Source organism: Agathobaculum sp. NTUH-O15-33, assembly GCF_033193315.1.
Lineage (GTDB): Bacteria > Bacillota > Clostridia > Oscillospirales > Butyricicoccaceae > Agathobaculum > Agathobaculum faecihominis_A.
Map to the genome: position 1 here is coordinate 740,868 of NZ_CP136187.1, position 25,355 is coordinate 766,222.

General features: G+C 60.0%; 24 protein-coding genes. 21 read left to right on the forward strand and 3 right to left on the reverse strand.

The annotated features are described in order from the left end of the window. Positions 1-25: 25 nt before the first annotated feature. From RWV98_RS03940 to RWV98_RS03965, 6 genes are all read left to right on the forward strand, one after another. Positions 26-1,537 (forward strand): sugar ABC transporter ATP-binding protein, encoded by a 1,512-nt coding sequence (locus RWV98_RS03940; protein WP_280962009.1) that lies wholly within the window; start codon positions 26-28, stop codon positions 1,535-1,537. Further along, entirely contained in the window at positions 1,537-2,562 is a 1,026-nt protein-coding gene (locus RWV98_RS03945) for an ABC transporter permease (protein WP_280962010.1), read from the forward strand. The genes RWV98_RS03940 and RWV98_RS03945 overlap by 1 nt, the downstream gene beginning before the upstream one ends. Before the next feature lie 19 nt (positions 2,563-2,581). Continuing rightward, the gene (locus tag RWV98_RS03950; protein ID WP_317863901.1) at positions 2,582-3,571 is read left to right on the forward strand and encodes a Gfo/Idh/MocA family protein; all 990 of its coding nucleotides are present in this window, start codon (positions 2,582-2,584) and stop codon (positions 3,569-3,571) included. A gap of 34 nt (positions 3,572-3,605) precedes the next feature. Beyond that, complete coding sequence (locus RWV98_RS03955; protein ID WP_317863903.1) at positions 3,606-4,631, forward strand: sugar ABC transporter substrate-binding protein; 1,026 nt, start codon at positions 3,606-3,608, stop codon at positions 4,629-4,631. 32 nt (positions 4,632-4,663) lie between these two features. Then, positions 4,664-5,353, forward strand: coding sequence for a PIG-L deacetylase family protein (locus RWV98_RS03960; protein WP_317863905.1), 690 nt, complete (start codon positions 4,664-4,666; stop codon positions 5,351-5,353). 182 nt (positions 5,354-5,535) lie between these two features. Next, positions 5,536-6,540 carry a LacI family DNA-binding transcriptional regulator gene (locus tag RWV98_RS03965; protein WP_317863907.1) on the forward strand — a complete coding sequence of 335 codons (1,005 nt, stop codon included), beginning with the start codon at positions 5,536-5,538 and terminating at the stop codon, positions 6,538-6,540. 64 nt (positions 6,541-6,604) lie between these two features. On the opposite strand, the gene RWV98_RS03970 is transcribed toward RWV98_RS03965, so the two are convergent. Beyond that, a complete protein-coding gene (locus RWV98_RS03970) occupies positions 6,605-7,303 on the reverse strand; it encodes a zinc ribbon domain-containing protein (RefSeq protein WP_317863909.1) in 699 nt (232 codons plus the stop codon). A 67-nt stretch (positions 7,304-7,370) separates the two neighbouring features. Continuing rightward, on the reverse strand, positions 7,371-8,270 hold the full coding sequence (locus tag RWV98_RS03975) for a helix-turn-helix transcriptional regulator (protein ID WP_317863911.1): 900 nt from the start codon (positions 8,268-8,270) through the stop codon (positions 7,371-7,373). Between the two features lie 169 nt (positions 8,271-8,439). Between RWV98_RS03975 and moaC the strand changes: the two genes are divergently transcribed. The 6 genes from moaC (at position 8,440) to RWV98_RS04005 (ending at position 14,396) form a co-directional block, all read left to right on the forward strand. Continuing rightward, the gene (gene moaC, locus RWV98_RS03980; protein ID WP_317863913.1) at positions 8,440-8,928 is read left to right on the forward strand and encodes a cyclic pyranopterin monophosphate synthase MoaC; all 489 of its coding nucleotides are present in this window, start codon (positions 8,440-8,442) and stop codon (positions 8,926-8,928) included. A gap of 109 nt (positions 8,929-9,037) precedes the next feature. Next, positions 9,038-9,706, forward strand: a complete 669-nt coding sequence (locus RWV98_RS03985; RefSeq protein ID WP_280962017.1) for a GntR family transcriptional regulator — start codon at positions 9,038-9,040, stop codon at positions 9,704-9,706. A 128-nt stretch (positions 9,707-9,834) separates the two neighbouring features. After that, positions 9,835-10,842: a pyridoxal-phosphate dependent enzyme gene (locus tag RWV98_RS03990; RefSeq protein ID WP_317863915.1), complete on the forward strand. Its 1,008-nt coding sequence runs from the start codon at positions 9,835-9,837 to the stop codon at positions 10,840-10,842. A gap of 4 nt (positions 10,843-10,846) precedes the next feature. Further along, positions 10,847-13,096: a xanthine dehydrogenase family protein molybdopterin-binding subunit gene (locus RWV98_RS03995; protein WP_317863917.1), complete on the forward strand. Its 2,250-nt coding sequence runs from the start codon at positions 10,847-10,849 to the stop codon at positions 13,094-13,096. Next, complete coding sequence (locus RWV98_RS04000; RefSeq protein ID WP_317863919.1) at positions 13,093-13,947, forward strand: FAD binding domain-containing protein; 855 nt, start codon at positions 13,093-13,095, stop codon at positions 13,945-13,947. The genes RWV98_RS03995 and RWV98_RS04000 overlap by 4 nt, the downstream gene beginning before the upstream one ends. Next, positions 13,944-14,396: a (2Fe-2S)-binding protein gene (locus RWV98_RS04005; RefSeq protein WP_317863921.1), complete on the forward strand. Its 453-nt coding sequence runs from the start codon at positions 13,944-13,946 to the stop codon at positions 14,394-14,396. The genes RWV98_RS04000 and RWV98_RS04005 overlap by 4 nt, the downstream gene beginning before the upstream one ends. A 38-nt stretch (positions 14,397-14,434) precedes the next feature. Here RWV98_RS04005 and RWV98_RS04010 read toward each other — a convergent pair whose 3' ends face one another. After that, the gene (locus RWV98_RS04010) at positions 14,435-15,091 is read right to left on the reverse strand and encodes a GntR family transcriptional regulator (protein WP_317863922.1); all 657 of its coding nucleotides are present in this window, start codon (positions 15,089-15,091) and stop codon (positions 14,435-14,437) included. A 337-nt stretch (positions 15,092-15,428) separates the two neighbouring features. Between RWV98_RS04010 and RWV98_RS04015 the strand changes: the two genes are divergently transcribed. The 9 genes from RWV98_RS04015 to RWV98_RS04055 all read left to right on the forward strand — a co-directional run bounded on the left by RWV98_RS04015 (position 15,429) and on the right by RWV98_RS04055 (position 25,354). After that, positions 15,429-16,544, forward strand: a complete 1,116-nt coding sequence (locus tag RWV98_RS04015) for a substrate-binding domain-containing protein (protein ID WP_317863924.1) — start codon at positions 15,429-15,431, stop codon at positions 16,542-16,544. A gap of 81 nt (positions 16,545-16,625) precedes the next feature. Beyond that, a complete protein-coding gene (locus tag RWV98_RS04020; RefSeq protein WP_317863926.1) occupies positions 16,626-18,119 on the forward strand; it encodes a sugar ABC transporter ATP-binding protein in 1,494 nt (497 codons plus the stop codon). Positions 18,120-18,136: 17 nt separating this feature from the next. After that, positions 18,137-19,144, forward strand: a complete 1,008-nt coding sequence (locus RWV98_RS04025; RefSeq protein ID WP_317863928.1) for an ABC transporter permease — start codon at positions 18,137-18,139, stop codon at positions 19,142-19,144. Positions 19,145-19,146: 2 nt separating this feature from the next. Further along, positions 19,147-20,157, forward strand: a complete 1,011-nt coding sequence (locus RWV98_RS04030) for an ABC transporter permease (protein ID WP_280962323.1) — start codon at positions 19,147-19,149, stop codon at positions 20,155-20,157. 27 nt (positions 20,158-20,184) lie between these two features. Then, positions 20,185-22,569 carry a xanthine dehydrogenase family protein molybdopterin-binding subunit gene (locus RWV98_RS04035; protein WP_317863931.1) on the forward strand — a complete coding sequence of 795 codons (2,385 nt, stop codon included), beginning with the start codon at positions 20,185-20,187 and terminating at the stop codon, positions 22,567-22,569. After that, positions 22,569-23,078 (forward strand): (2Fe-2S)-binding protein, encoded by a 510-nt coding sequence (locus tag RWV98_RS04040; RefSeq protein ID WP_442872097.1) that lies wholly within the window; start codon positions 22,569-22,571, stop codon positions 23,076-23,078. Before RWV98_RS04035 ends, RWV98_RS04040 begins: the two co-directional genes overlap by 1 nt. Then, positions 23,075-23,950: an FAD binding domain-containing protein gene (locus tag RWV98_RS04045; RefSeq protein ID WP_280962325.1), complete on the forward strand. Its 876-nt coding sequence runs from the start codon at positions 23,075-23,077 to the stop codon at positions 23,948-23,950. The genes RWV98_RS04040 and RWV98_RS04045 overlap by 4 nt, the downstream gene beginning before the upstream one ends. 135 nt (positions 23,951-24,085) lie before the next feature. Further along, positions 24,086-24,940 carry an MBL fold metallo-hydrolase gene (locus RWV98_RS04050; RefSeq protein WP_317863933.1) on the forward strand — a complete coding sequence of 285 codons (855 nt, stop codon included), beginning with the start codon at positions 24,086-24,088 and terminating at the stop codon, positions 24,938-24,940. A gap of 66 nt (positions 24,941-25,006) precedes the next feature. After that, on the forward strand, positions 25,007-25,354 hold the full coding sequence (locus RWV98_RS04055; protein ID WP_317863934.1) for a hypothetical protein: 348 nt from the start codon (positions 25,007-25,009) through the stop codon (positions 25,352-25,354). Position 25,355: the final 1 nt, after the last annotated feature.

The window sequence follows — 25,355 nt, forward strand, 5'->3', positions numbered from 1 at the left end:
TGGAAGAAAGGGAGTGCAGCGCAGGATGAGCACAGTGACGGAGCGCAGGCCTTTGCTGGAGATCACGGGCCTGACCAAGCAGTTTCCGGGCGTATTGGCCTTGGATCATGTCGATCTGACCATTCACGAGGGGGAAATCCACATTCTGCTCGGGGAAAACGGCGCGGGAAAGTCCACGCTGATCAAGAGTATCATCGGCGTGGTAAAACCGAACGAAGGCTCGCTGATTTGGAAAGGGGAGCCGGTACATACCAACAGCATCCGCGAAGCCTACGATCTCGGCATTGCCGTGATGTATCAGGAACTGAGCAATATCCAGTGCCTGAATGTGATTGAAAACATGTTTGTGGGCAGCGAGATTCTCAAAAACGGCCTGATCGACTGGAAGGAAGAATACCGGCAGGCCAAAGAATATCTGACCAAGGTGGGCAGCACGGTCGATCCCTACACCATCTGCGAAAAACTGGGCATGGGCCAAAAGCAGATGGTAGAGATCGCAAAGGCTTTGCAGCGCAAGGCCAAGCTGATTATTATGGACGAACCCACGGCCTCGCTCAGCCGCCGCGAGATCGACGGCCTGCTGAAGCTGATGATGCAGCTCAAAGCCGAGGGCATCTCGATCCTGTTCATCACCCATAAGCTGGACGAGGCGCAAAAGGTCGGCGATGTGGTGACGGTGCTGAAGGACGGCAAAAAGGTCGGCCAGACGCTTCCGATCGAGCAAGCAGACGAGGAGCAGATCATCCATATGATGGTGGGCCGCAGCTTGGAGGAAAAGTATCCCGAGCGCCACGCCGTGATCGGCGATGAGGTGCTCCGCGTGGAGCATTTAAGCGGCGAAAAGTTTCGAGATATTTCGTTTTCTGTCCACAGCGGCGAGATTCTCGGCGTGTTCGGCCTGATCGGCGCGGGGCGCACCGAGACCATGCGGGGCCTGTTCGGCGCCGATCCGCTCAGCGCGGGGCGCATCGAGCTGAACGGCAAGGAAGTGCAGATTCGCAACCCGCGCGAAGCGATCGAGCACGGCGTGGTGCTGATCTCCGAGAACCGAAAGGAAGAGGGGCTCATCCTCATCCATGACGTGGTGGAAAATGTGACGCTGCCCACGCTGGACAATTTCAAAGGCCCGCTGCGCCTGCTGCGGCGGGATAAGCGGGAGCGCAAAACACTGGAATACGGCGAAAAAATGAAGCTTCGCCCGCTGCATATCCATAAAAACGCAATGAACTTTTCGGGCGGCAACCAACAGAAGATCGTCATTGAAAAGTGGGTCATGGCCGATGCGCACGTGTATATTTTCGACGAGCCGACCAAGGGCGTCGACGTGGGCGCGAAGGTGGAGATTTACTCTATCATCAACAAATTAGCCGAGCAGGGCGCGGCGATCATCATGGTCTCTTCGGAGATGCAGGAGATCCTCGGCATGAGCGACAATGTGCTGGTCATGTACGAGGGCAGGCAAACCGGTTATGTTCCGCGTTCGGAGGATATGACGCAGGAAAAACTGATGGTGCTTGGAACGGGAGGTAAGATCTAATGGACAAGTCGACAGCATCTGCCATGGGCGAACCCAAGACGACGCCGGTGCAGAAAGCAAAGGAAATACTCGCGAAAAGCGGTCCGCTGGTCGCGTTGCTGCTGCTCATGCTCTTTTTGACGATCAAGACCAACAGCTTTTTGACCGTCAATAACTTCATCAACATCATCCGGCAGGCGGCCAGCAGCGCGCTGGTAGCCATCAGTTTGATGCTGGCCATCCTGACGGGCGGCATCGATCTTTCGGTCGGTTCCACCATGGCGCTCGCCATGGTTGTCATGGGCCGCGCGGTGGAGGCCGGCGTTTCGCCGTTCCTCTGTATCCTGATTTGTATTTTAACAGGCGCGTTCCTCGGCTGGATCAACGGCATTATCCTGACCAAGCTGCGCCTGCCGCATCCGTTTATTTCGACGATGGGCACGCAGAACATTTTCCGCGGCATCTGTCTGCTGCTGACCATGGGCACGCCGATCTCCGGCATGCCGGACATGGTCAAATGGGCGGGCTCGGCCTATATTGGCCCCATCCCGGTCAGCCTGATCATCGTGCTGGTCATCTATGTGATCTTCGGCGTTTTCTTTTCCAGCAGCAAGCTCGGCCGCCATATTTACGCGGTCGGCGGCAACCGCGACACGGCGAGGCTGGCCGGTATCAATATCGATTTTACCCTGTGCGCGGTCTATACGCTCAGCGGCCTGATGTGCGGCCTTGCGGGCCTGATCCTTGCCGGCCGTGTCGACGCGGTCTATCCAATGGCGGGCGTCACTTGGGAGAATGACGCGATCGCGGCGGTCATCGTCGGCGGCGCCTCGTTCTTCGGCGGTAAGGGCTCGATCAGCGGCACGTTTGTGGGCGTTCTGCTCATCGCGGTGCTGCGCAACGGCCTGAATCTGCTCGGCATTACGCCCGATATGCAGACGGTCATTCTTGGCGGCGTGATCATCCTGTCCGTATTCATCGACGTGGTGAGAAACGGCGGTTTTGCGCGTGTGAAAAAGCTAAGCCCCGCAAAGGCGGCAAAATAATGAAAAGGCGGCGATCAATATGCTGAAAGCAGCGATTATCGGTTCCGGCGCGATGGGCAGAATCCATGGCGGCATCATAGGCTCCACCGGCCGGGCCGAGGTAAAATATGTGTTCGATACCGTGGCGGAGCGGGCGGAAAAGCTCGCCGCGGAGTGGGGGGCGGAGCCGGTCACCGATATGGACGCGCTCTGCTCCAAGGAGATCGATCTGGCTTTTGTCTGCGTGCCCAATAAGCTGCACGCACAGGTGGCAGTCCGTCTGCTCTCGGCGGGGATCAACGTGTTTTCCGAAAAGCCCATGGCGACCAGCGTGCGGGACGCGCAGGCCATGGTGGACGCGGCAAAGGCCGCAGGAAAGCGCCTGTTCGTCGGCCATAACCGCCGCTTCGCGCCGGTCTATCTGGCCGCGAAGCAGAGCGTGTCGCAGCAAGCGTACCATCCGCACAATATCAACATCATCCAGAACGACGGCGATATGGGCGGCGAAGGCTCGATCTGGGCGGCGGATTTTCAAAATCTGGGCGGCTTCCTGTACGATACGACCATCCACTTTCTCGATATGGCCGAATACCTGATGGGCGAGCTGGAAAGCGTTGCGGCGCTGAGTAAGTCGGCCTGCTACCCGGTGGACGATGATTTTGTCATTCAGCTCAAATTCAAAAGCGGCGGCCTAGGCGCGATCACCACCTGCGGCCACGCCTCGTGGATCTTCCCGTTCGAGCGGGTGCAGGTCGTGGGCGATCATCAGTCGGTCATCACGGAGGAGCTGGACAGCTACCGCTATTGTCCGGGCCTGTCCAAGGTGATCGAGGCGAACGAGTACACCAAGCTGCCGTTTGAGAAAAAATGGGGCTACTACGCGATGCACCTGCACATGTACGATGCGCTGGAAAAAGGCCTGCCCGCCCTGAACGACGGTCTGGTCGGTCTGCGCGCCGTCAAACTGGTTGAAGCCTGCCACTGCAGCATTGCTCAAAACGGAGCGGCGTGCAGGGTAGACTCCATATAAGCAGAAACGCTCAGATGATGAAGGAGGAAGAAACATGAAAAAGGGCAAAGGCTTACTTTCGATGCTGACGGCATCCGCGCTGCTGATGGGGGTGCTCGCCGGCTGCGGCGGCGCGCCCGACGCAAAGGGCGAAGCGTCTGCGGATGGCGGTCCGGCTGAGGGCGGAAAGAACGTTTCCGCGATCCTGATGTCGCTCAACAGCGATTACTGGCATATGATCGAGTCCGGCGTGATCAACGGCGGCTCGGATTTCGGCATGGATGTAACCATCACCGCGCCCACGAACGAGGCCGACGTCACCGGTCAGATCGCCATGATCGAGGATCAGATCACCGCCGGTGCGAACGGTCTGGTCTTAGCCCCGTGCGATACCAAGGCCGTGCTGCCCGCGCTTGAAAAGTGCAAGGAAAGCGGCATTCCGGTCGTTCTGATCGATATGGATCTGGACGAGGAGAACCGTGACCTGCGCGCCACCTTTATCGGCAGCTCGGAATACGCGGCCGGCGAAATGGTGGGCCAATACATTGTGGATAATTTTGAACCCTGCAAGATCGCGGTCATCCGCGGCCTCGCCGGTCTGCCCTCGCACGACGCGCGCGCGGGTGGTATGCGCGACACGGTCACCGCCAAGGGGTTTGAGGTCGTCACCGAGCAGCCCGCGGATTCCGAACGCGGCAAGGCGGTCAACGTGGCGGAGAACATCATGGAATCCACGCCCGATGTCAAGATCATTTATTGCACCAACGATGAGATGGCGCTCGGCGCGTATCAGGCCGTGGAAGGACAGCAGAAGACCGACGAGATTTTCATCATCGGCTTTGACGGTTCGCCGGACGCGCTCAAGTCGATCAAGGACGGCAAGCTGGGCGCGAGCCTTGCGCAGAAGCCGATCGAGATGGGCTTTAAGGGCGTCGAAGCGCTGCAGACCCTGCTGGACGGCGGCACGGTGGACAGCACCATCTATACCTCCACGCAGATCGTGGATGCCTCCAACGTCGAGACGTTCGAGGCCGATTTGAACGCACAGATGGAAAAGGCGGCCGCGGCGGCGAAGAAGTAACCAGCATTACTGAGAAAGGAGCGTTTGACACGATGAAAGTCATGGCGATCGTCGCCCATATGGACGACGCGGAAATCTACTGCGGAGGCACGCTCCGGAAATACATTGAGCGCGGGGACGAGGTAACGGTGCTTGTCGTCACCAACGGCAACAAGGGCAGCCACACGCTCTCGCCGGAGGAGCTGACGCGGGTGCGCCGCGAGGAGCAGCGCGAGGCTTGCCGCCGCTTGGGCGCGAACGAGCCCATGTTTTATAATTACGAGGATGATATGATGATCGACTCCGTGCAGCTGCGGCTCGATCTGGTCGCGGCGATCCGCAAGGTGCGTCCGCGCGTCATCATCACGCACACGCCGCAGGACGGCTCGAACGATCATGGCATGGTGGGCATGGGCGTGACAAAGGCGCTGATCTCCCTGCCATTCAAAAACATTCCGGTCGAAGAGGAACCGATGGAGGAAATGCCACAGGTGTTCTTTATGGAGCCCGCCGGCGGCGTGGGCTTTATGCCGGAGCAGTATGTGGATATCACGGACGTGCAGGATAAAAAGGTACATGCGTTTATGGCGTATGAAAGCCAGCTCGCGTACGATCCCCGCTATTTGGAGAACATTGAGGTAGTGGGCCGTTTCCGGGGCTATCAGGCGGGATGCCGATTTGGAGAAGCGTTTCAAGGCTATCGCTTCTTTGGGTTTATGCCCGATTTCAAGCTGCTTCCCTGAACCTGCCCGATATGCAGCAATTCTCTTCTCTTTTTTCTTTCCTCTGCGGCAAGGGTCGGTGTGCAAGCGGCACACCGACCCTTTTCTCTTTACTTTTCCACATAGTTTTGATACACTAAAAACAAATATAAACAGTAAAAAATATCCTTACAGGCTGTTTTAGATATAGGAAAGTGAGAATCATGGCTAAGCGAGTAACATTAAAAGATCTGTCCGATCGACTGGGCCTGTCGCAAAACACGATATCGCTGGTTTTACGGGACATGCCGGGCATCTCGGAAACGACGCGGCAAACGGTTTTGCGCGTTGCGGAGGAAATGGGGTATAACGGGAAAAAACGGCGGACGGAAATGCCCCATATCTGCGTGCTCACCACCTACGCAAACAATACGGACACGTATTTTTTCGGCAGGCTGCAAAACAAAATTGAATACTGCCTGAAAGAGCGCTGCTGCCCCACGATCACGATCAATAATGTGGAGACCTATCCGCTTGAGACCATTGAGGAGCTTTGCGCGGCAAATGATATTTCCGGCATTATCATGGTGGCCGATATTGGCCGGGAACTGGTGGAAAAGATTAAGGGGCTGGCGCTGCCCATCCTCTGCGCGGGTTTTTATGTGCCGGGCATTCAGGTGGACAGCGTGCTGGAGGACAATATTTCCGGCATGGAGATGATCGCGCGGCATCTGTGTAAAGAAGGCTGCAAGCGGGCGGGCTTTATCGGGCCGATTCGGCCGGATCAGGGCTTTTTTGAACGCTGGATGGCCTTTTCGGCGATCGCGGAGCGGTACGGCATCGTCGTGGATAGCAAGACCTGCCTGCTCGATATCGATTACGCTGATTTTGGCAACGTGGAGCAGGCGGCGCAGATGATCCACGCGCTGCCCGCCCTGCCCGAAGCGTTCGTTTGCGCGAACGACAGGATCGCGATGAGCGTAATTAAGGCCCTGCAATATAACGGGCGGCGGGTGCCCGAGGATGTCGGCGTGATCGGTTTTGACAACAGCGATCTCGCGCAGCTTTGCACGCCCACGCTTGCGACTGTGGACAATTTTGTGGAGGAACAGGCGGTTTGCGCGGTGGAGCGTTTGCTCAAGCGCATCACGCAGCCGGGCATGCCCTTTCAGCGCATTTTGTGCAGAACGGAATTTGTGGCCGGCGATTCGTTCCGGGCCGCAAAGTAACGCGGCAAACCGCCCCCGCGCCGGTATAGGAGTACCGGCGCGGGGGCGGTTTATGGTAGGCCGCTTATTTCTTCCAGCGCTTAAGCGTAGGAAAGTATTCGAGCATTTGCAGGCGGGCCGCTTCCTTATTGGTATAAAGGGCTTCGCTGCCCTCTACGTTCAGGCAGATTTCAATCATTTCCTCCATCGTGCAGTCGGCGGTGAACGCGCCCTTTTGGTAGCAGTAGCAGCAGTAGTCCGCGCTCTTGGCGCCGTCCGCCTCGGTGCCGTAGTCGGCGTCCTTGGTCATCGGCATGCCGCAGCATTGGCAGATGTCCGCGAGGCCGATGTAAATGTTGATATCGCCCTCCATGCTGTCGCCGCAGGAGACGTATTCTTCAAAGTCGACGCCGAAGGCGCGCGGCAGCTTGATCTTCCAAATTTCATCCCAAGCTTTTGCGGTCGATTCGCGTACGTCGCCATGGAAGCTGAATTTGGCGTACTTGCCCGCGGGGATCACAACTTCGGTAAAGCCCGCCGGACAGGTGTCGCTTTCGCAGCCCGCGATCACATCGTAGCTCATTTCCTCCCAGTTGTAGTTGGTGTAAGCGCCGTATACCATGGCGTTCTCGCTGGAAGGCTCCAGCTGTCCGTAGGCGCCGCCGCCCATAAAGTCGGCCCAAAGCTTGCCGATCTTTTCCGCGCAGTCCGCCGCGTTATTTGCGGCGCGGGTAGCAAGGCCGACGATGCGGCGTTCGGGCAGTGTAACGATCTCGTAATTCATAGTATTCATCCTTTCCGCTTTCATGGTTTTATCTTACCCCACAAAAGCGGACAGGGCGTGACCGGATTTAACGGTATTTTTCCGAGAGCTTTGCGGCTTCCTCACGCATGCGGTCGCGCATCGACGGGGGAGAAAGCACCTCCGCGCCCGCGCCGTAGCTGAGCAGATAACCGCAGCCCCAGAAGCCGGCCGGCCATACCGCGCGCACGACGAGCGACCCGTCCGGCTGCTTTTCGATCTGCGCGCGGTCAAATTCATCATATACTCGAAACGCAAGGGCGGGATCGAAGCGAATGGTCAAGTGCTCCATCGGTACGGCTTGCGTTTCAGCGCCTAACTCGGGCGGCGCGGGGCGCGGGGCAAAGGTATCCGCCGCGAGCGTCAGGTTCTCCATGCGCGACAGGCGGAACGTGCGGTAATCATACCGGTCGCGGCAAAACGCCTGCAAGTACCAGCCCATGCCCTTAAAGCGCAGCTTCATCGGCTCGACGGTGCGGTGCGAACTGGCGCCGGTGGACGCATAGTAATCAAAGCACAGCACGCGGCGGTCGAGCACCGCCTGACGGAGCAGTGGAAAAAGCTGCTTATCCGCCGCGCCGCTGCCCCAGCTGGAAAAGTCCACGTCGATCCAGTCCGTCGTGCCGCGGCGGAACAGACCGTTCAGGCGGCTCAAAACGTTCGCGCCGACATCCACCCCGGTCGCGCGCAGGCTTTGCAGCGCGTAGAGGATCTCGTCCTGTTCGCGCTCGGAAAGCAGCGAGCGGCTGAGCACAAAATCATCCAGCAGGCGCACGCCGCCGTTGCGCCCGCGCGCGGCATATACGGGCACGCCGGAAGCGGAGAGCGCGTCAATATCGCGGCGCACAGTGCGCTCGGATACCTCCAGACGCTCCGCCAGCTCGGACACGGTCGCGCCGCCGCGTTCCAGCAAAACATAGATTATTTCAAAAAGCCGTCCGCTTTGCATGTAGCCTCACCTCGTTCGTTAGTATATCATAAAAAGAAAGGGCGCGCCGCAAGGGCCTTTAAAATTTATGCCCGCCATTTTATAGCGGCCGGTTGACAGCGGAGCAAACATTATATATAATCGATTATATTAAAATAAAAAGCGGACATTGCAAATAGGAGGCGGCGGCATGAACCTGACGCACTTGGATGAAAACGGCGCGGCGCGCATGGTCGATGTGGGAGAAAAGGCTGTTTCGGCGCGCATGGCGCGGGCGCAGGCCGAGATCGTCATGCAGCCGGAAACGCTGCGGCTGATCTGCGCCGGGCGGATCGAAAAGGGCGATGTATTTTCCTGTGCGCGCATCGCGGGCATTATGGCGGCAAAGCGCACGTTCGAGCTAATTCCCATGTGCCATCCGATACCGATCGACGGCGTGACCGTGGAATTTGAGGTGCTGGACCCGACCCGCGTGCGCGTGACCGCCACGCTGCGCTGCACTTGGAAAACCGGCATAGAAATGGAAGCGCTGACCGCCGCGTCCGTGGCCGCGCTGACGATCTACGACATGTGCAAGGCGGTGGACCGCTCCATGGAGATCGAAGCGGTCCGATTAAATGAAAAAAACGGCGGCAGATCGGGACATTTTGTCAACAAATGTGACAAAAACATGGAATAAAGCTTTTTTCGCGTTGACAAGCCCGCGGTACCGGCATAAAATAAATACAATATGACTGTAAAAACAGGAATCCGATTCCTTTTTTCTGCGACGAGGAGATAAAATTCGTATGGAGTCAATCCAGCCAATCAAAAAACGCGCGCTGTACCGTGATGAGATCAAGGAAGCGATCCGCGGAGCCATTTTTTCCGGAGAATTGCAGCCGGGGGACCGTATCGTGGAGACCCGCTGGGCCAAGGATTTAGGCGTGTCCCAGTCGCCGGTGCGGGAAGCGATCCGCGAACTGGAGATCGTCGGTTTAATTGAAAACATACCGTATCAGGGATCGTTTGTGCGTAAGATCACCCGCAAGGACGTGCGCGATTCCTATTTGGTGCGCATGTGTCTGGAGCAGCTCGGCACGCAGGACGCCTGCCGCCTGATCACCGATGAGCAGCTCGTGCGCGTCAAGGAGAGCTTGGACGGCATGGAAAAGGCCGCCGCGGTGCGCGACTTTGACCAATACATTCGGTACGATGTGGATTTCCACGGACGGATCATGCGCGTTTCACCGAATGAAATGCTGCTGCGCCTTTGGGATCAGTGCAATATCCGCGAATGGACGCACTTCGGCACGCAGTATTCCGAAAAAACCCTCGATGTGCTGGCCCTGCGCCATGAACGGATCTATAAGGCGCTGGTGGCGCGCGATGAACAGGCCGCGCTGGAGGAAACGCGGCGGCATATCGCCGAGCTGGTCGATGAATTGGACGAGCGGATGGCGGCTGAGCAGAATTAACAAAAAAGCGGTGCGTTTTTTGGGAATGCACCGCTTCTTTTTTGTTTAGAGGGGCTTGACGGGACGGGGGAAGCGGTGATACATTATTGTCATGACAGACATGACAATAATGAGAAAGGAGCTGCGATATGGAGTTTACCTCGATCCCACGGCGGGGGTATGTCGAACAGCCGACGCCGCTGCAAAAGCTGCCGCGCTTTTCGGAAGCGCTCGGCGGTCCGGAAATTTGGATCAAGCGCGACGATCTGCTTCCGTTCGGTGGCAACAAGCTGCGCAAGCTGGATTATTTGATGGAGGACGCCGTGCGCGCCGGCGCGGACACGATCATCACGGCGAGCACGAACCAGTGCTGCCATAACGAGATCGTGCTGCTGCTGGCGAGGCGGGAAGGCATGCGCGCGTCGCTCGTCATGGAGGCGTGGGGCGACCCCGCCTACCGCTTTGCGCGGTCGCCAGAACGCGCGCTGTATTCTTTGGCCGGGGCGGACGCGGTGGAAACGACGACCGCGCCGCCCTCCGGTCCGGTGGAAAGCATGCCGCTGGCGCAAAGGCTCCGGGAGGACGCGCGGGCAAGGGGCGACAGCGTTTACTTTATGCCGCGCGGCGGCGCGGGCGCGCTGGGCTGCTGCGGTTATGTGCGGGCGGCGGAAGAGCTTGCCGCGCAATGGGGCGCGGACACGCCGGCCGCTATCGTATGCCCTTGCGGTTTGGGCGGCACGCAGGCGGGGCTGATCGTCGGCCTGCACCGGCTGGGCTGTCGAACGCGGGTGATCGGCGTCGGCGTGACCGGGAAAAGCGAAGCGGAGATGCGCGTCTCTGTTCTGGCGCAGTGCGGGGAGCTGGCAAAGTTTCTGGATTTGCCGCCCGTGCCCGACGAGGCGGTACAGTGCGTCGAAGGCTATGCCGGGGCTGGCTATGCCAAGCCGTGCGGCGAGCAATATCGCGCGATGTGCCGCTTGGCGCGGACCGAGGGCGTGCTCACCGATCCGGTCTATTCGGGCAAGGCGCTCTACGGTTTGACCGAGCTGGTCCGCCGGGGCGCGTTCCCGGCGGATGGCCGCGTGGTGTTTTTACACACGGGGGGCATGAATTTGTACTACGACTATGCCGCTCTAACGCAATTTGAGGAGGGCTGAAACGATGTGTAACCAAGGCTTTTGCCGGGCCGATGTGATGGAAAAGCTGACCGGCGCCGCAAAATACGCGGACGATTTGCAGTTTCCGCGTATGCTGCACGCGGTGACCGTGCGCTGCCCGCATCCGCGCGCGCGCATATTGGAGATAGACGCGGCTGCGGCGCTGGGAATGCCGGGCGTGGCGGGCGTATATACCGCGAAGGATGTGCCCGGCGTCAACCAGCCGCCGTACGATAAACCGATGCTGGCGGACGAACTGGTCAATTCGGCGGGCGACGGCGTGGCGGTCGTCGCGGCGGAAACGCGCGAGCAGGCGGAAGCGGCTGCCGCTACGGTCAAGGTGCGGTACGAGCCGCTGCCCGCCGTGTTCGATCCGGTTAAGGCGCTGAGCGACCGCTCGGTCGTGCTGTACGGCGACCATAATCTGGCCTGCGAGCACCTTGTCCGCAAGGGGGATGTGGAAGCGGGTTTCGCGAAAGCCGATGTGGTGCTGGAACGCACCTATAAGACCCAGCGCATCCAGCATTCCGCGATCGAGGGGGACGTGGCCGTCGTCGTGCCGGAGGGCGGCGGCATCACGGTATACGCCCCCTGCAAGTTCCCGTTCAACATCAAGAAAAGCCTTGCCGCCACCTGCGGCCTGCCGCAAAACCGCGTGCGGGTGATCCAGCCCGCCGTGGGCGGTTCGTTCGGCGGCAAGGATATCGATATCGTCGTGATTGCAACGCGCGCGGCCGTGGCCGCGATGAAAACCGGCCGCCCGTGTAAAATGGCGTGGACGCGCGAGGAATGCATGGTCGAGGGCACCAAGCGGCACCCCTTCCGGCTGACCTACCGCATCGGCGCGACGCGGGACGGCAAGATCACCGCCCTGCGCATCGACGGCGTGGCCGACGCTGGCGCGTACCGTTCGCGCAGTCTGGCGACGATCTGGCGCGCGGCGGTCGAAGCGGCTGGCCCGTATGAAATTGAAAACGTGCATACCCATATTCGCGCGGCGTTCACCAACAACGTTTATTCGGACGCGGTGCGCGGTTTTGGCTCGCCGCAGGTCGATTTTGCATCCGAATCCCTGATCGACGAGCTGGCAAGCGAGCTGCATATCGATCCTTACACCCTGCGCCGCAAAAATATGGTGCGCGAAGGCTCGATCGGCGCGACCGGACAGACGCTGACCCGCGTCAGCCTGCCGCAATGCTTGGATCGGCTGGAACGGGAATTTCCGCTTGACGAGCCTGTCATTACGCCGGAGGGCAAATACCGCGCGCGGGGCATCGCCTGCCTGCATCGCGGCGAATCCTACGGCGCGGCCGCGCGCGACGCGGATGTGGCGGGGACCGATGTGCGGGTGCAGGCCGATGGCAGCGTCAATATTTATACCAGCATCAGCGAGGTGGGGCAGGGCGCGCACGCGATCATGGCCAAGGTGTGCGCCGGGGTACTGGGCGTGCCGCTTACCGATGTGACCGTGTGCCCGGTCGACACGGCCTATGTACCGGACAGCGGCGCGACCGCGGGCTCGCGCGGCACCATTTCGGGCGGCAACGCGGTACGGCTCGCGGCCGAGGCCGTGCGCGACGCAATGGCGGCGGTCGTTGCGGAGCAAGCCGGTATACCGGCCGCGGAAATCGCCTTCGCGGATGGGATCCTGACCGCGCGCGGGCAAACGCTTACCTCGTTTGCAGAGGCCGCGGGGCTGTGCGCGCTCACGGGCGTGCGCACGGATGCGCACGGCCAATGGGTCGCGCCGCGGACCAGTTGGGATTTCGAGCGGGCACAGGGCAATACCTACTATGCGTTCAGCTACGGCGCGGCCGGGGCCGAGGTGGAGATCGACCCGGTGACCGGCAAGATCGAAGTGACCGACCTGCTGTGCCTGCACGATATCGGCGAAATCGTCAATTACCCCGAAGCGTGTGGACAGATCGCGGGCGGCGTGGCAATGGCGCTCGGCTACACGCTGACCGAGCGGGCGGAGCCGGAAAACGGCGTTCTAAAGACCCGGAATTTCAATACCTATTTGCTGCCCACGGCAATGGACACCAAGGGCGTGCGCGCGCTGCCCTTGGCCGAAGTGCCGGCGGAAAACCCGTTGGGCGTGCACGGGGTGGGCGAAGCGTCCACCGCGCTGGTCGCGCCCGCGGTGGCGAACGCCATTGATCGCGCGCTGGGCGTGCGGCTGCGTGAATTGCCCTTTACCCTTGAAAAGGTGCGCGCGGCAGTCGAGCAAAAGCGAAAGGAGGCGCAGGGATGAGCGCATTTTATCAGCCAAACAGCTTGGAGCAAGCGCTTGCGCTGCTTGCGCGAGAGGACGCGCCCACGATCCTCGCGGGCGGCACGGATCTGGTCGTACAGCGCAGGGAAGGACGACGCGCGCCCGCCGCGTATCTGGATGTGACGCGCCTTGCGGCGCTGCGTGGGATAAGCGAGACGAACGACGCGGTCTTGCTCGGCGCCGCCGTTACTTTTACCGAGATTGAGCGAAACGCGCTGCTGCGGGAGCGTTTTCCCGTTCTTTGCCGAGCGGCGGCTTCCATCGGTTCGCCGCAGATTCGCAGCCGTGGCACGGCGGGCGGCAATGTGGCAAATGCCAGCCCGGCGGCGGACTTGGTGCCCGCGCTGACCGCGCTGGACGCGGTGGCTCATATACAAAGCGCAGGCGGCGGCCGAAACGTTCCGGTGGCCGAGTTGGTGACAGGCGCCTCCCAAAACGCGCTGGGACCCGGCGAGCTGATCGTTTCATTTGCCATCCCGCCGCTGCCGCCGCTTACGCGGCAGGGCTTTGATAAGATCGGGCGGCGAAACGCCCTGTCTATCGCGCGGCTGAACGGCGTGTGCCTGCTCACCGCGCGGGAAGGAAAAATTGCCGGGGCGCGGCTGTGCATCGGCGCCGCGACCGACCGGCCCCAGCGCTTTACAGAGGCCGAGGCGGCGCTTGCGGGACAAGCGCCGGATGACGCGCTGTTTGCGCGCGTGGGGGCGCTTGTATCCGATACCATCCTGCGCGAGACCGGCAAGCGCGCGTCCAGCGTTTATAAGCTGCCGGTCGCGGCGGACTTTACGGCGGCGCTGCTTCGCAAAACATGGGAGGAGGGGACGACATGAAACTGTGCTTTACGCTCAACGACCAAGCCATTGCAATCGATTGCGATCCCGCGATGACCCTGCTCGATCTGCTGCGGGAAACGCTGCATTTGACGGGCACCAAGAAAAGCTGCGGCGTGGGTGAGTGCGGCGCGTGTACGGTGATCGTGGATGGCGAACCGGTCAATGCCTGCCTGTTCCTCGCGGGACAGGCGACGGGCAGAACGATCTATACCGTGGAGGGCCTGCAGCAGGACGGTGAGCTCTCACGGCTGCAAAAGGCCTTTTTGGAACAGCACGCGGTCCAGTGCGGCTTTTGCACGCCGGGCATGTTGATGAGCGCCAAGGCGCTGCTGCTGCGCGATCCGCATCCGACCGAGGCGGAGATCCGGCGCGCGCTGTCCGGCAACCTGTGCCGCTGCACGGGCTATGATTCCATCGTGCACGCCGTACAGGCCGCGGCGGAATAAAAAAAGTGGACGGAGTTTTCTCCGTCCACTTTTTTTGATCAATGTCGCTCTTGCTCCGATTGCAGGCGCTGCAAGATCGTATCGGTATGCCGCTGGGCGGCGACGGCGGCGCCGTCCGCGTCGCCGGCCTTGATCGCGTCCACGATCGCCTGATGCTGCGCGTGCGACTGGATGCGCGCGTCCGGATCGGGCAGGTTGCGGTAAAATACGCGCTCGTCCTGCGTGAGCAGGCGGTCATAAAACTCCATAAGAAAGCGGTTGCCGCACTTTTCCGCGCAAAGGCGGTGGAACTCGATATCGGCCTCGATCGCGCGCAGCCAGTTCTGGCTGTCAATGGCGAGCCGCGCCACCGCTAGGCAGTGGTCCAGATCAAGCGCGGCCTCGGGGATGATATGCTCGGCGCACAGCCGCGCGGCTAATACCTCGATCGCGCCGCGCACCTGCATGTATTCATAGCGGTCGCCCAGATCAAGCGCGGCGACGCGCGTGCCGACGCCGGGCGCGCTTTCCAGCCAGCCCTCAATCGCAAGGCGCTTCATGGCGTCCGTAATTGGGGTGCGGCCCAGATCAAACCGCGCGGCCAGATCGCGGATGGATACCTGCTGGCCGGGCTGTAGGCCGCCGCTTATGATTGCCGAGCGAATCGCTTCATACGCCGCGCGTTCCTTGGTGGCGGGCCGGGGCGTGGGGGACATAGAATAACACTCCTTTCCTGTGACATGACAGGTACGACATTCTCTTTTACCAGCATAAGTCAGGGGAGGAAAAAAGTCAAGCAAAAACGGGAAAGCGTTATTTTCTACCAAGAATAAGGCCCTTTGTAGGATTATATAAAAACGATTATTAATTTTTTAACAACCTTACAAACTTGCTGTCACTTGTGTAAAACATCCAGAAAACGCCTTGACTTTACCGGATGAGAATGACATAATACACACAATCCGATAATCGATTATATAAAATATTTAATATATAATCGACAAGGCATATCGGAACACTCGGAAATCAAAGAGAAAGTTTGGAGGAATCAACATGAAACGATTGGTAGCATTATTACTGAGCGGTATGATGACCCTTGGCATGCTGTCCGGCTGCGGTGGCGGCGGAGAAGCGGGCGGCGATACGCCGGACCCGAACGCGCAGGCGGGCGGCGATGCGCCCGCATCGTCGAGCGACATCGTGGTAGGCTTTTCGACCGGCGCGGCCGGCACCACGTTCCGTCAGGAAGGCATCGACGACTTTACCAAGGTCGCCGAAGAGTACAAGGCCGAAGGCCGTATCAAGGATTACAAGATCGTTAACAACACGACCAACTGGGACTCCAACGAACAGGCCAATATCATCCGCGACTTCATCAACGATGATTCCATCAACGTCATCGTGGTCAACCCGAACAGCCCGACCGATCTGAACGGTGTGCTGGCGGAAGCGGTAGCGGCGGGCAAGACGGTCGTCGCCGCCGACTGCGAGGTCGATGTGGAGGGCGTCTACTGCGTCTCGATCGATCATTACGCTTGGGGCGAACGCGTTGCCAAGTACATCTGCGAAGCGCTGGACGGCAAGGGCAATGTGATTCAGGTCTACGGCGGCGAGGGCCACCCGGCCAACAACGAACGTATCCGCGCGACCGAGGATGTGCTGAAAAACTATCCCGATATCAATCTGGTCGCTTCCACCAGCGGCGGCTGGGACAATCAGGTCGCCAAGCAGGTCACCTCTCAGATTCTGGGCGGCGGCACCGAGATCGACGGCCTGATCACGCAGGATTCGATGGGCTTCGGCTGCCTGACCGCGTTCACCGATCTGGGTAAGTGCCCCAAGGCCGCGTTTATCGAGTGCGGCACGGCCAACTATAAGGAATATGTGAAGCTCAAGGAAGAGGGCAAGGATATCAAGGTTTGCTCGCAGCCGAACCCGCCGAGCATCGTCGCGTCCGGCCTGCGCATCGCGGTCAATCTGGCCGAGGATAAGCAGCTCGATGAATCCAAGCTGGGCGGCCTGTACGGCAGAGCCTGCATCTACGATGTGAAGAACTGGTATACGGACGACAATATCGCCGACGTAGAGCCGCTTCTTGAGGGCAAGGGCGACGATTACCTGCTGACCGAGTACTGGAGCGAAGACGAGGCGCAGGCATTCTTTAAGTAACAAGCGTAGGGGCGTGCGGCGGCGGAGCCGCCGCCGCACCTCTTACTGATTGGACGATCAAAACGGAAGGAGAAGTCACGCATGCCATTATTGACAGCAACGGGAATCAAAAAGCTGTTCGGCGGTGTTGTCGCGCTGTCAAACGGCAACCTGACCTGCGAAAAGGGCAGGATCACGGGACTGCTCGGCACCAACGGCTCGGGCAAAAGCACCATTTCCAAGATCATCACCGGCGTTTATGGAAAGGACAGCGGAACCATTGTTTACGAGGGCCGCGAGATCGCTTATAAAAACCCGAATGATGCCAAAATGGACGGCATTTCCATGGTGTTCCAAAACCTCAGCTTGATACCGGATCTGACCGTTTGGCAAAATATCGTGCTGGGTATCGAGCAGAAAAAGGGGCTGTTTCTAAACGATCGGCAGGCCATGGAGCTGGCGCGCGGCATTATCGAGGATCTCAAGCCCGGCATGGACGTGACCCGCCGCGTGGGCGAGCTGAACCCGGGCGAACAGCAGATCACGGAAATCGCCAAGGCGATCTCGGTCCGTCCCAAGCTTCTCATTTTCGACGAACCGACGGCGGCGCTCGAACAGGAAGAAGTGAAAAGCCTGTTCCGCTATATGCGTAAGCTGGCTGACGAAGGCGTCGCCATGATCTTCACGTCCCACCGGCTGGGCGAGGTCATGGAGATCTGTGACGACATCGTCGTCTTTCGCAACGGGGAGAATGTCGGCTCAATGGACTTTGCAAAGGATGGCCGCGACCCGGAGGCGATCGTTCGGATGATCACGGGCGAAAACGAGGGGGTAGAGGTCACCAAGGAGTACCGCGACATTCCGGATGAGACCGTGTTCTCCGTTGAAAACCTAAACTACGGCAAATTCCTCAGAGACGTTGGCTTCCGGCTGCGCCGCGGCGAGGTGCTCGGCATCGGCGGCCTTGCGGGACAGGGCCAGACCGAGCTGATGCTCGCCCTCGCGGGCAACTACCGGCAGGCGCGCTCCATCGCGCAGGTGGACGGGAAAACGGTGGCGCTCAACAAGCCGTCGAACGCGGTGCAAAACGGCGTGCTGCTTGTACCGGGCGACCGGCAAAAGGAAGGCTCGTTCCAGCTCGGTTCGATCTATTACAACATGATCTATCCCAAGCTCGGTCTGAAAAAGCAGCCGCTTTTCACACCGAAAAAGAAATACCGCGCCGAAGCCGAGGAGATCTGCAAAGCGCTATCGGTACGGGCCCGCGATATCGATGTGGATATGTACACCCTGTCGGGCGGCAACCAGCAAAAGGTGGTCGTCGGCAAGTGGCTGCCGTTCGATATCAAGGTGCTGCTTTTGGCCGACCCGGCCAAGGGCGTCGATGTGCGCGCCAAAAAGGATTTGTATGATTTTATCATGAATCTGGTGCGCGAGAAAAATATGTCGGTCATTCTGTATGCGTCGGACAGCGACGAGCTGATCAGCTACTGCGACCGGCTGCTCATCATGTACGAGGGCGAGATCGTGTCCGAACTCACAGGGCCCGAGATCACCGAGGATAACATTGTGGCCCAGTCCATGCGTGTTGGCTGACCGGGGGGTGGCGACGAGTGAAAGAAAAGAAAAAACGAAACTGGAAAACGCTCGCGGGACGGCCCGAGTTTTCCACACTGCTCATGCTGGCCGTCATGTTGGTGGCGATCGCGTGCCTGCAAAAGAATTTCTTTACGGCGCGCACGCTTTTAAGCTACATCAACGCCTTCACACCGCTGATTCTATTGGCGATGGGGCAGGCGGTCGTGATCATCGCGGGCGGGCTTGATATGTCCTGCGGTACCTCGATGGCGCTCATGCTGTGCGTCATGACCCGCGTGATGAATCCGGATTCGCCGGTCACCGGCGTTACCGCGCTTGTAGCCGGTCTGGCGGTCGCGGTCGTCATCGGGCTGGTAAACGGCATCGCGGTCGGCTATCTGCGGCTGCCCGCCGTCATCGCGACCTTTGCGACCTCGTATGCGTGGCTCGGCATCGCCTTGTTTGTCACGCCCACACCGGGCGGCAAGCAGGTGAAATGGTTCAAGGCCTTTTACGATATGAAGCAGGTGCCCGCGCTCGCCGGGATCGGCCGGTTTGTGCCGACGGCGCTGCTGTGGATTGTGCTCGCATGCGTCATTTGGTACTTGATCAGCCGCACGCGTACTGGGCGCTATCTGTACGCGGTCGGCAGCCATAATGAAAACGCTTATGCAAGCGGCATCAACACCGCTAAAATACAGACCGTCGCCTACATCATCAACGCGGTGTTCCTGTATTTCGCGGCGGTTTACTACGCCGGACAAAACGGCGCGGGCTCGGCTCATTTCGGCGATACGCTCACCTTGCAGGCGATCGCCGCCGCCGTGGTCGGCGGCGTGGCGATGTCGGGCGGCAAGGGCAACGTGTTCCTCGCCATCGCGGGCGCGCTGATCATGAGTTTTGTCAGCAAGATCATTTTCTTCGCCAACATTCCGAACGCTTATCAGACGCTGGTCAGCGGCCTGATCATCATAGCGGCGATCGGCGTGTCGGCCGCCTATGCGGCTTCGCAGAAGAAAGCCGCGCTGAAGGGAGGGAAATGAGCATGGACAACCGTCCCGTACAGCTGGAAAAGCATCCGCTGGCAGATTTCTACAACGGCAACAAAAAGGTCATCAACACGCTTTTGATGGTCATTCTGGTTTTTGTCGGCGGCGAGCTCGTGCTTACGTTCTTGAAGGGCGCGGCGCCGGGCACGTTTCTCTCCACGCAGCAGGTCTTTCTCACCATGCGGCTGGCTACCTTTGTCGCGTTGTTCGGCCTGTGCCAGATGCTGGTCATCTGCGTGGGCGGCGGCGGGCTCGATCTGTCGGTCGGCTACATAGCGACGCTTTCGGGCATTCTCGGCGCGAGCATCATGGACGGCGGCAACGGCGGGCTTGTGCCCGCGATTCTGGTCGCCATCGCGGTCGGCGCGGTGTTCGGCCTTGGCAACGGCGTATTGACGGCTTACGCCGGTCTGCCGCCGCTGGTCGTCACCATGGCGATGGCCAATATCGTGCAGGGCATTGTCAACGCTTACGTCGCGGCCACGCCGATCAAGGGGCAATCCGCGCCGCTGCTGCAAGCGCTGGCCGCTAAATTCACCGGCGTGTTTCCGAACATCCTGCTCGTCGTGCTGGTCGCGCTCGTGATATCGGGCGTGCTGATCGGCAAAACGAAGATTGGCGTCAAGATCCTCGGCGTGGGCGCGAATGAAACCACGGCGTATCTCAGCGGCGTCAATGTGCGCCGGGTGCGCTGCATTGCGTTTGTCGTGTCCGGCATACTGGCCGCGCTGATCGGCCTGCTGCTGGTCGGCTATCTCGGTCAGGCGGCCAAGGACATGGGTTCCAATTATGTGATGCCGTCCGTCGTGGCGGTCGTGGTCGGCGGCTGTTCGATCAACGGCGGCGAAGCAAATTACTTAAGCGTTGTGCTCGGCGCGATCGTGCTGCAAAGCCTGACCAACCTGTTCGTCGCGCTCGGCTGGGGCGACGCGGGCAAATGGCTCGGCTACGGCATTATTCTTCTCGTCATGCTGGCCGCGTATGTGCGCGGCAAGCGCAGACGGTAAACCGGATTTTAACAAGGAGGCAATCAGATGGACACCTTAATCGGCAAGGGCGAAAAACGGATCGACGCATATGATAAGGTCACCGGCAAGGGCCTGTACGCCAGTGATTTTGATAACCAGTTTCCGAATATGGCGCATATCAAGGCCAAGCGCAGCCCGTACGCGCACGCCAACATCAAGCGGCTGGACACGACGAAGGCAAAAGCGCTGGAGGGCGTACTGTACATCCTGACCGGGAATGAGCCCGGCATCGATTGGGATCAGTATCCCAAGGCATCCGTACTCGCGACGGACCGCGCGCTTTGGGCGGGACAGACCATCGCGCTGGTCGCGGCCGAAACAGAGGAGATCGCCGAGCAGGCGGTCGAGCTGATCGAGGTCGACTACGAGGTGCTGCCGCACGTACTCAACTATGAAGAAGCGATGAAGCCCGATCCCGTCGCCGTGATCGACCCCGAATACGAGACCCGCGATCAGGGCTTTATGGACCGCCCGGCGGACCGCGCGACAAACCGCGTTTCCCCCAATGTCGTCGGCGCGTTTTATATGAACGCGGGCGATGTGGAACAAAAGCTGCGGGAAGCCGATATCACGGAAGAGGGCGAATTCTGGGTCGGCAAAAAAACCGCAAGTCCGCTCGAATGCGCCAACGCCATCTGCCGCTATGATAACGACGGCGGCATTACCATGTGGTCCAACGGCGCGGGCGTGCACGGCGTGATCAAGCAGGGCATCTGCCGTATCCTCGGCATGCCGGAATCGCGCGTGCGCGTGATCCAGCCGTATATGGGCGGCTCGTTCGGCTCGCGCCTGAACCCCTACATCGAAATACTGACCGCGCTGATGTGCCTGAAGGCCAAACGCACCGTGCGTTTCCGCTTTTCCCGCAAGGAGGTGTTCTGCTCGGCGCCCTCCAACTGGCCGTGCCAGACCAAGGTAAAGCTCGGCGCGAAAAAGGACGGCACGATCATCGCCAACGATTACTATCTCTGCGAAGAGATTGGCGCGGCGCTGAACAACACGTTTTTCTCGGGCCGCCTGTCCTCCTCCGGCGCGGCGCCCGTGTACCGCTGGGCGGAAAAGGGCCAGCCCTCGAACATCCGCATGGATACTTACGCGGTCGCAACCAACACCGTGCCCGCCGCCGAATACCGCGGCCTCGGCTGCCCCGAAGCGGAGTTCGGCATCGAGTGTCTGGTCAACAAGCTGGCGGACGACCTCGGCATGAGCCCGGTCGAGATCCGCATGAAGAACATCATCGACGCGGGCGAGCGCGACTGCTACGGCGAGCTGATCACCTCCTCGGGCCTTAAAAAGTGCCTGCAGGCGGTCGCGGACGCGGTCCGCGTGGAGGAAAAGCCCGAGCAGGATATGGGCGTTTGGAAAAAGGGCCGCGGCGTCGCGGTGGGCGGCAAACAGAATACGCCGCTTGGCCGTTCGGAAGCCGAGGTTTGGTACAATTCGGACGGCACGATCGAGCTGTTCATTTCGTGCGATGAAAACGGTATGGGCGTAACGACCGCCATGACCCAGATCGTCGCGAATGAATTCGGCGTGCCGATCACCGACGTCAAGACGACCAAGGGCGATACCGCCATCACGCCGTATGACAACTACTCCGCTTCCTCGCGCACGACTTATAACACCGGCAACGCGGTGCTCGCCGCCTGCCATGACTGCATCGATAAGCTGAAGGAAGAGATCGCGCGGCACTTTGGGCTGCATGTTTCCAAGGTGGAGATCGAGGGCAAAAAGGCGTATCTCAAGGGTTCGTATGTGCAGGAGGTCGATATCCCGTCGCTGTTCGTGCCGGTCGGCATGTTCACACAGGGCAACTGGGGGCTGCAAAAGGGCTCGCCGGTCAAGGGACACGGCCTGTATTGCCCGGCGCCGATCCACCAGTGGGACAAGAACGGCCTGTCCGACCGCGTTTGGAACTGGTTCCAATACTCGGCGGCCGCGGTCGAGGTGGCGGTCAACGAGGAGACCGGACAGGTCAAGGTACTGAAGGTCGCCTCCTCCGCCGATACGGGCAATCCGATCAACCCCAAGCTGGTCGAAGGCCAGATCGAGGGCGGCGTGCACATGGCGATCGGCTTCTCAACGATGGAAGAACACCTTTACAATGAACGCGGCGAGATCGCCAACTGCAATTTCAGCGATTACCGCCTGCCCGGCGTGCTCGACATGCCGAAGAACGATGATGTTTACGCCTTTATCAATCCCGACCCGCTGCCCGATGGGCCGTTCGGCGCCAAGGGCATGGCGGAATCGATCACGATCCCGGTCGGCCCCGCGATCGCGGAAGCGATCTATCAGGCGGTCGGCGTGCGCGTCACCGGTTATCCGATGACGGCCGAGCGCATCCTCGCGCTGATACAGGAGAAGAAAGCCAAGGAGGCGAACCAGTGATGTACGAAGAGAAAATGCGGTTTGAACTTTCCATCAACAAGAAAAAACGCGTGGTTTACGTTCATCCGTCGCTGACCCTGCTGGAAACGCTGCGCGACGAGCTGAACCTGACCGGCACCAAGCGCGGCTGCGACGATTCCAACTGCGGCGTGTGCACCGTGCTGATGGACGGCAAGGCGGTAAAAAGCTGCACCATGTTTATCCCGCAGGCCGTGGGCCATGAGATCACGACCATTGAGGGGCTGGAGGGCGAAGACGGCCTGCACCCGCTGCAGCAGGCGTTCATCGACCATTTTGCCGTGCAGTGCGGCTACTGCACGCCCGGCATGATCCTGACGGCCAAGGCCATCCTCGATGAAAACCCGAACGCCACAGAGGACGATATCCGCGAGGGCCTGCACGGCAACCTGTGCCGCTGCACGGGCTATAAAAAGATCGTGGAAGCGATTGAAGCCGTGCGCGACGGCGACTACGGCGATTACGCGGCGGAATGGAGGGAGACGAGATGAGCATGCGGTTTGAAAAATACTTTCAGCCGAAGAGCGTAGAGGAATGCTGCGCGCTGCTGGGGGAATACGGCAAGAACGCGCGGCTGCTCGCGGGCGGCACCGATGTGGTGCCGCGCATCAAAATGAAGCTATGGCAGCCGTCGGCGGTCATCGGCCTGATGGATATCCCGGAGCTGGACGCGATCGCCGTTTCCGAAACCGGGCTGACGCTGGGCGCCCGCGCGAACCTGCGCGAGCTATCGCTTTCGCCCGCGCTGGCGGAGGATTATCAGGTGGTGCGCGAGGCGTGCGGTCACGTTTCCTCCATGCAGGTGCGCAATATTGCGACCATTGGCGGCAACGCGTGCAACGCGTCGCCCTCGGCGGATGCGATACACGGCCTGCTGCTTCATGACGCGGCCGTGGTCATCGCGGGCGCGGACGGCGCGCGTGAAATGCCGCTGTGCGATTTCTTCAAGGGCCCGGGCAAGACCGATCTTGGCGAAACGGAAATGGTTGTACGGTTTCAGATCAAAAAGCCCGCGGCGCATACCGGCGCGGCCTACAAAAAATACGCCATCCGCGGCGATTCGGATATTTCGATCGTCGGCGCGGGCGCGCGGCTGACGCTCGCGGAGGACGGCACGATCGCCGATGCGCGCGTAACGCTCGCCTCGGTCGCACCGACGCCGCTTCGCTGCCGCGAGGCGGAAGCGCTGCTCACCGGGCGGCAGCCGGATGAGGCGCTGTTTGCCAAGGCGGCGGAGGAATGCGCCGCCCATATCGCTCCGATCACGGATCAGCGCGCCACGCGCGAGTACCGCGTCCAAATGGTGCGCGTTTGGGTCCGCCACGCGCTGCAAGAAGCGTGCGAGCGCGCAAAAGCTCGCTGAAAACTGATTTCCGATTCGGGAGGGGCGGCAAGTAAAAACTTCCTTCCTCTCCACACTCTTTTTCTTCTTTTCTTCTTTTTTGCCGCCTCTCTCGAAAGGAAATACCACCCCCTATTTGGAAATGAGGAACTGTCTATGGAAATGTTGACGCCCAATGTCTATACCGAAACCAAAATCCGCGGCTGTAACCCGTCGATCGTTTTCACGAGCGAAGGCTCGGTGTTCATCGATACGGCGCAGTGGCTGTCCACGCTGCTGGAAATGCGCGAGTTTGCCAAAAAACGCGGCCCGATCAAGTACTTGATCAATACCGAGGGCCATATCGACCACATCTTCGGCAACCACTGGTTCGCGGGAGAAAGCCTTGTGATCGGCCATGAAAAGCTAAATGAGATCTTTTGGACGGTCGCGGGCGATATCAGCGATTGCTACGATTACAGCGTCGATGTGCTGGAACGGCAGGACAAGGCGGCGCTGCCGCTCATGCCGAAGCGCGAGGAATTTATCGTCAACCGGCCGCAGATCACCTTCCGCGAGCATATGACGCTGCACCTTGGCGATACCGTGTTCGAGCTTTACCATACGCCCGGCCATTCGACCAGCCAGCTTTGCGTGCACGTACCCAAGGAGCACGTCGCCTTTGTGGGCGACACCCTGTTTTCCGGCTGCCAGACTTGGCTGCATTCGGCAGACATCGGCGCGCTCCTTCAGACGCTTGATTTTCTGGAAACGCTCGATGTGGATTATTTCGTGCCGGGTCACGGTTCTGTCGTGGATCGCTCCTACATCGCCGAGCAGCGCGCGTTCGTTTACGAATGGCTTTCTGCTGTTGGCAGCGGGATCGCGCGCGGCTGGGATATGGATACCTGCGTGAAAAACATCAGCTTCGCAGACCGCTACCCGGTCGATATCGGACAGGAAGAAATGATGGAATACATCCAGCGCACCAACGTGATCCGCTGCTACAAATATCTGACGAATACCAAGTAAGTACGTTGGGCTGCTTCCCGCCGCGTGATGCGGCGGGAAGCAGCCGCCGGGGGAGGCCGGAAACCAATGCTGGAAGCGCTATCTTTTGAGGGAACAACGAAGGTTTTGAACAAAGGGGTCGATGTGGCGCTCGTGATCGAGCCGCCGGACGCGGAACAGGCGCTGCGCGCGGCAAAGATCTGCGGCGTGTGCGGCGTCTCCACGGCGGTGCTCAGCGTCACGGAAACAGACCCGGTGGACAGGCGAACGATCGCGCATTTCTGCCGGACGGCGGGGCGGCTGGTCTTTGCGGACCGCGCGCTGTACGATGCGGCGGCATGCGCGCTGACAGAGCATACAAAGGTACTGATCGCGCCCGACAAAAGCGAGAAGGCCTTTTCAGATACCGTATTTGCCGTGAAACGGCAGGGGTGAG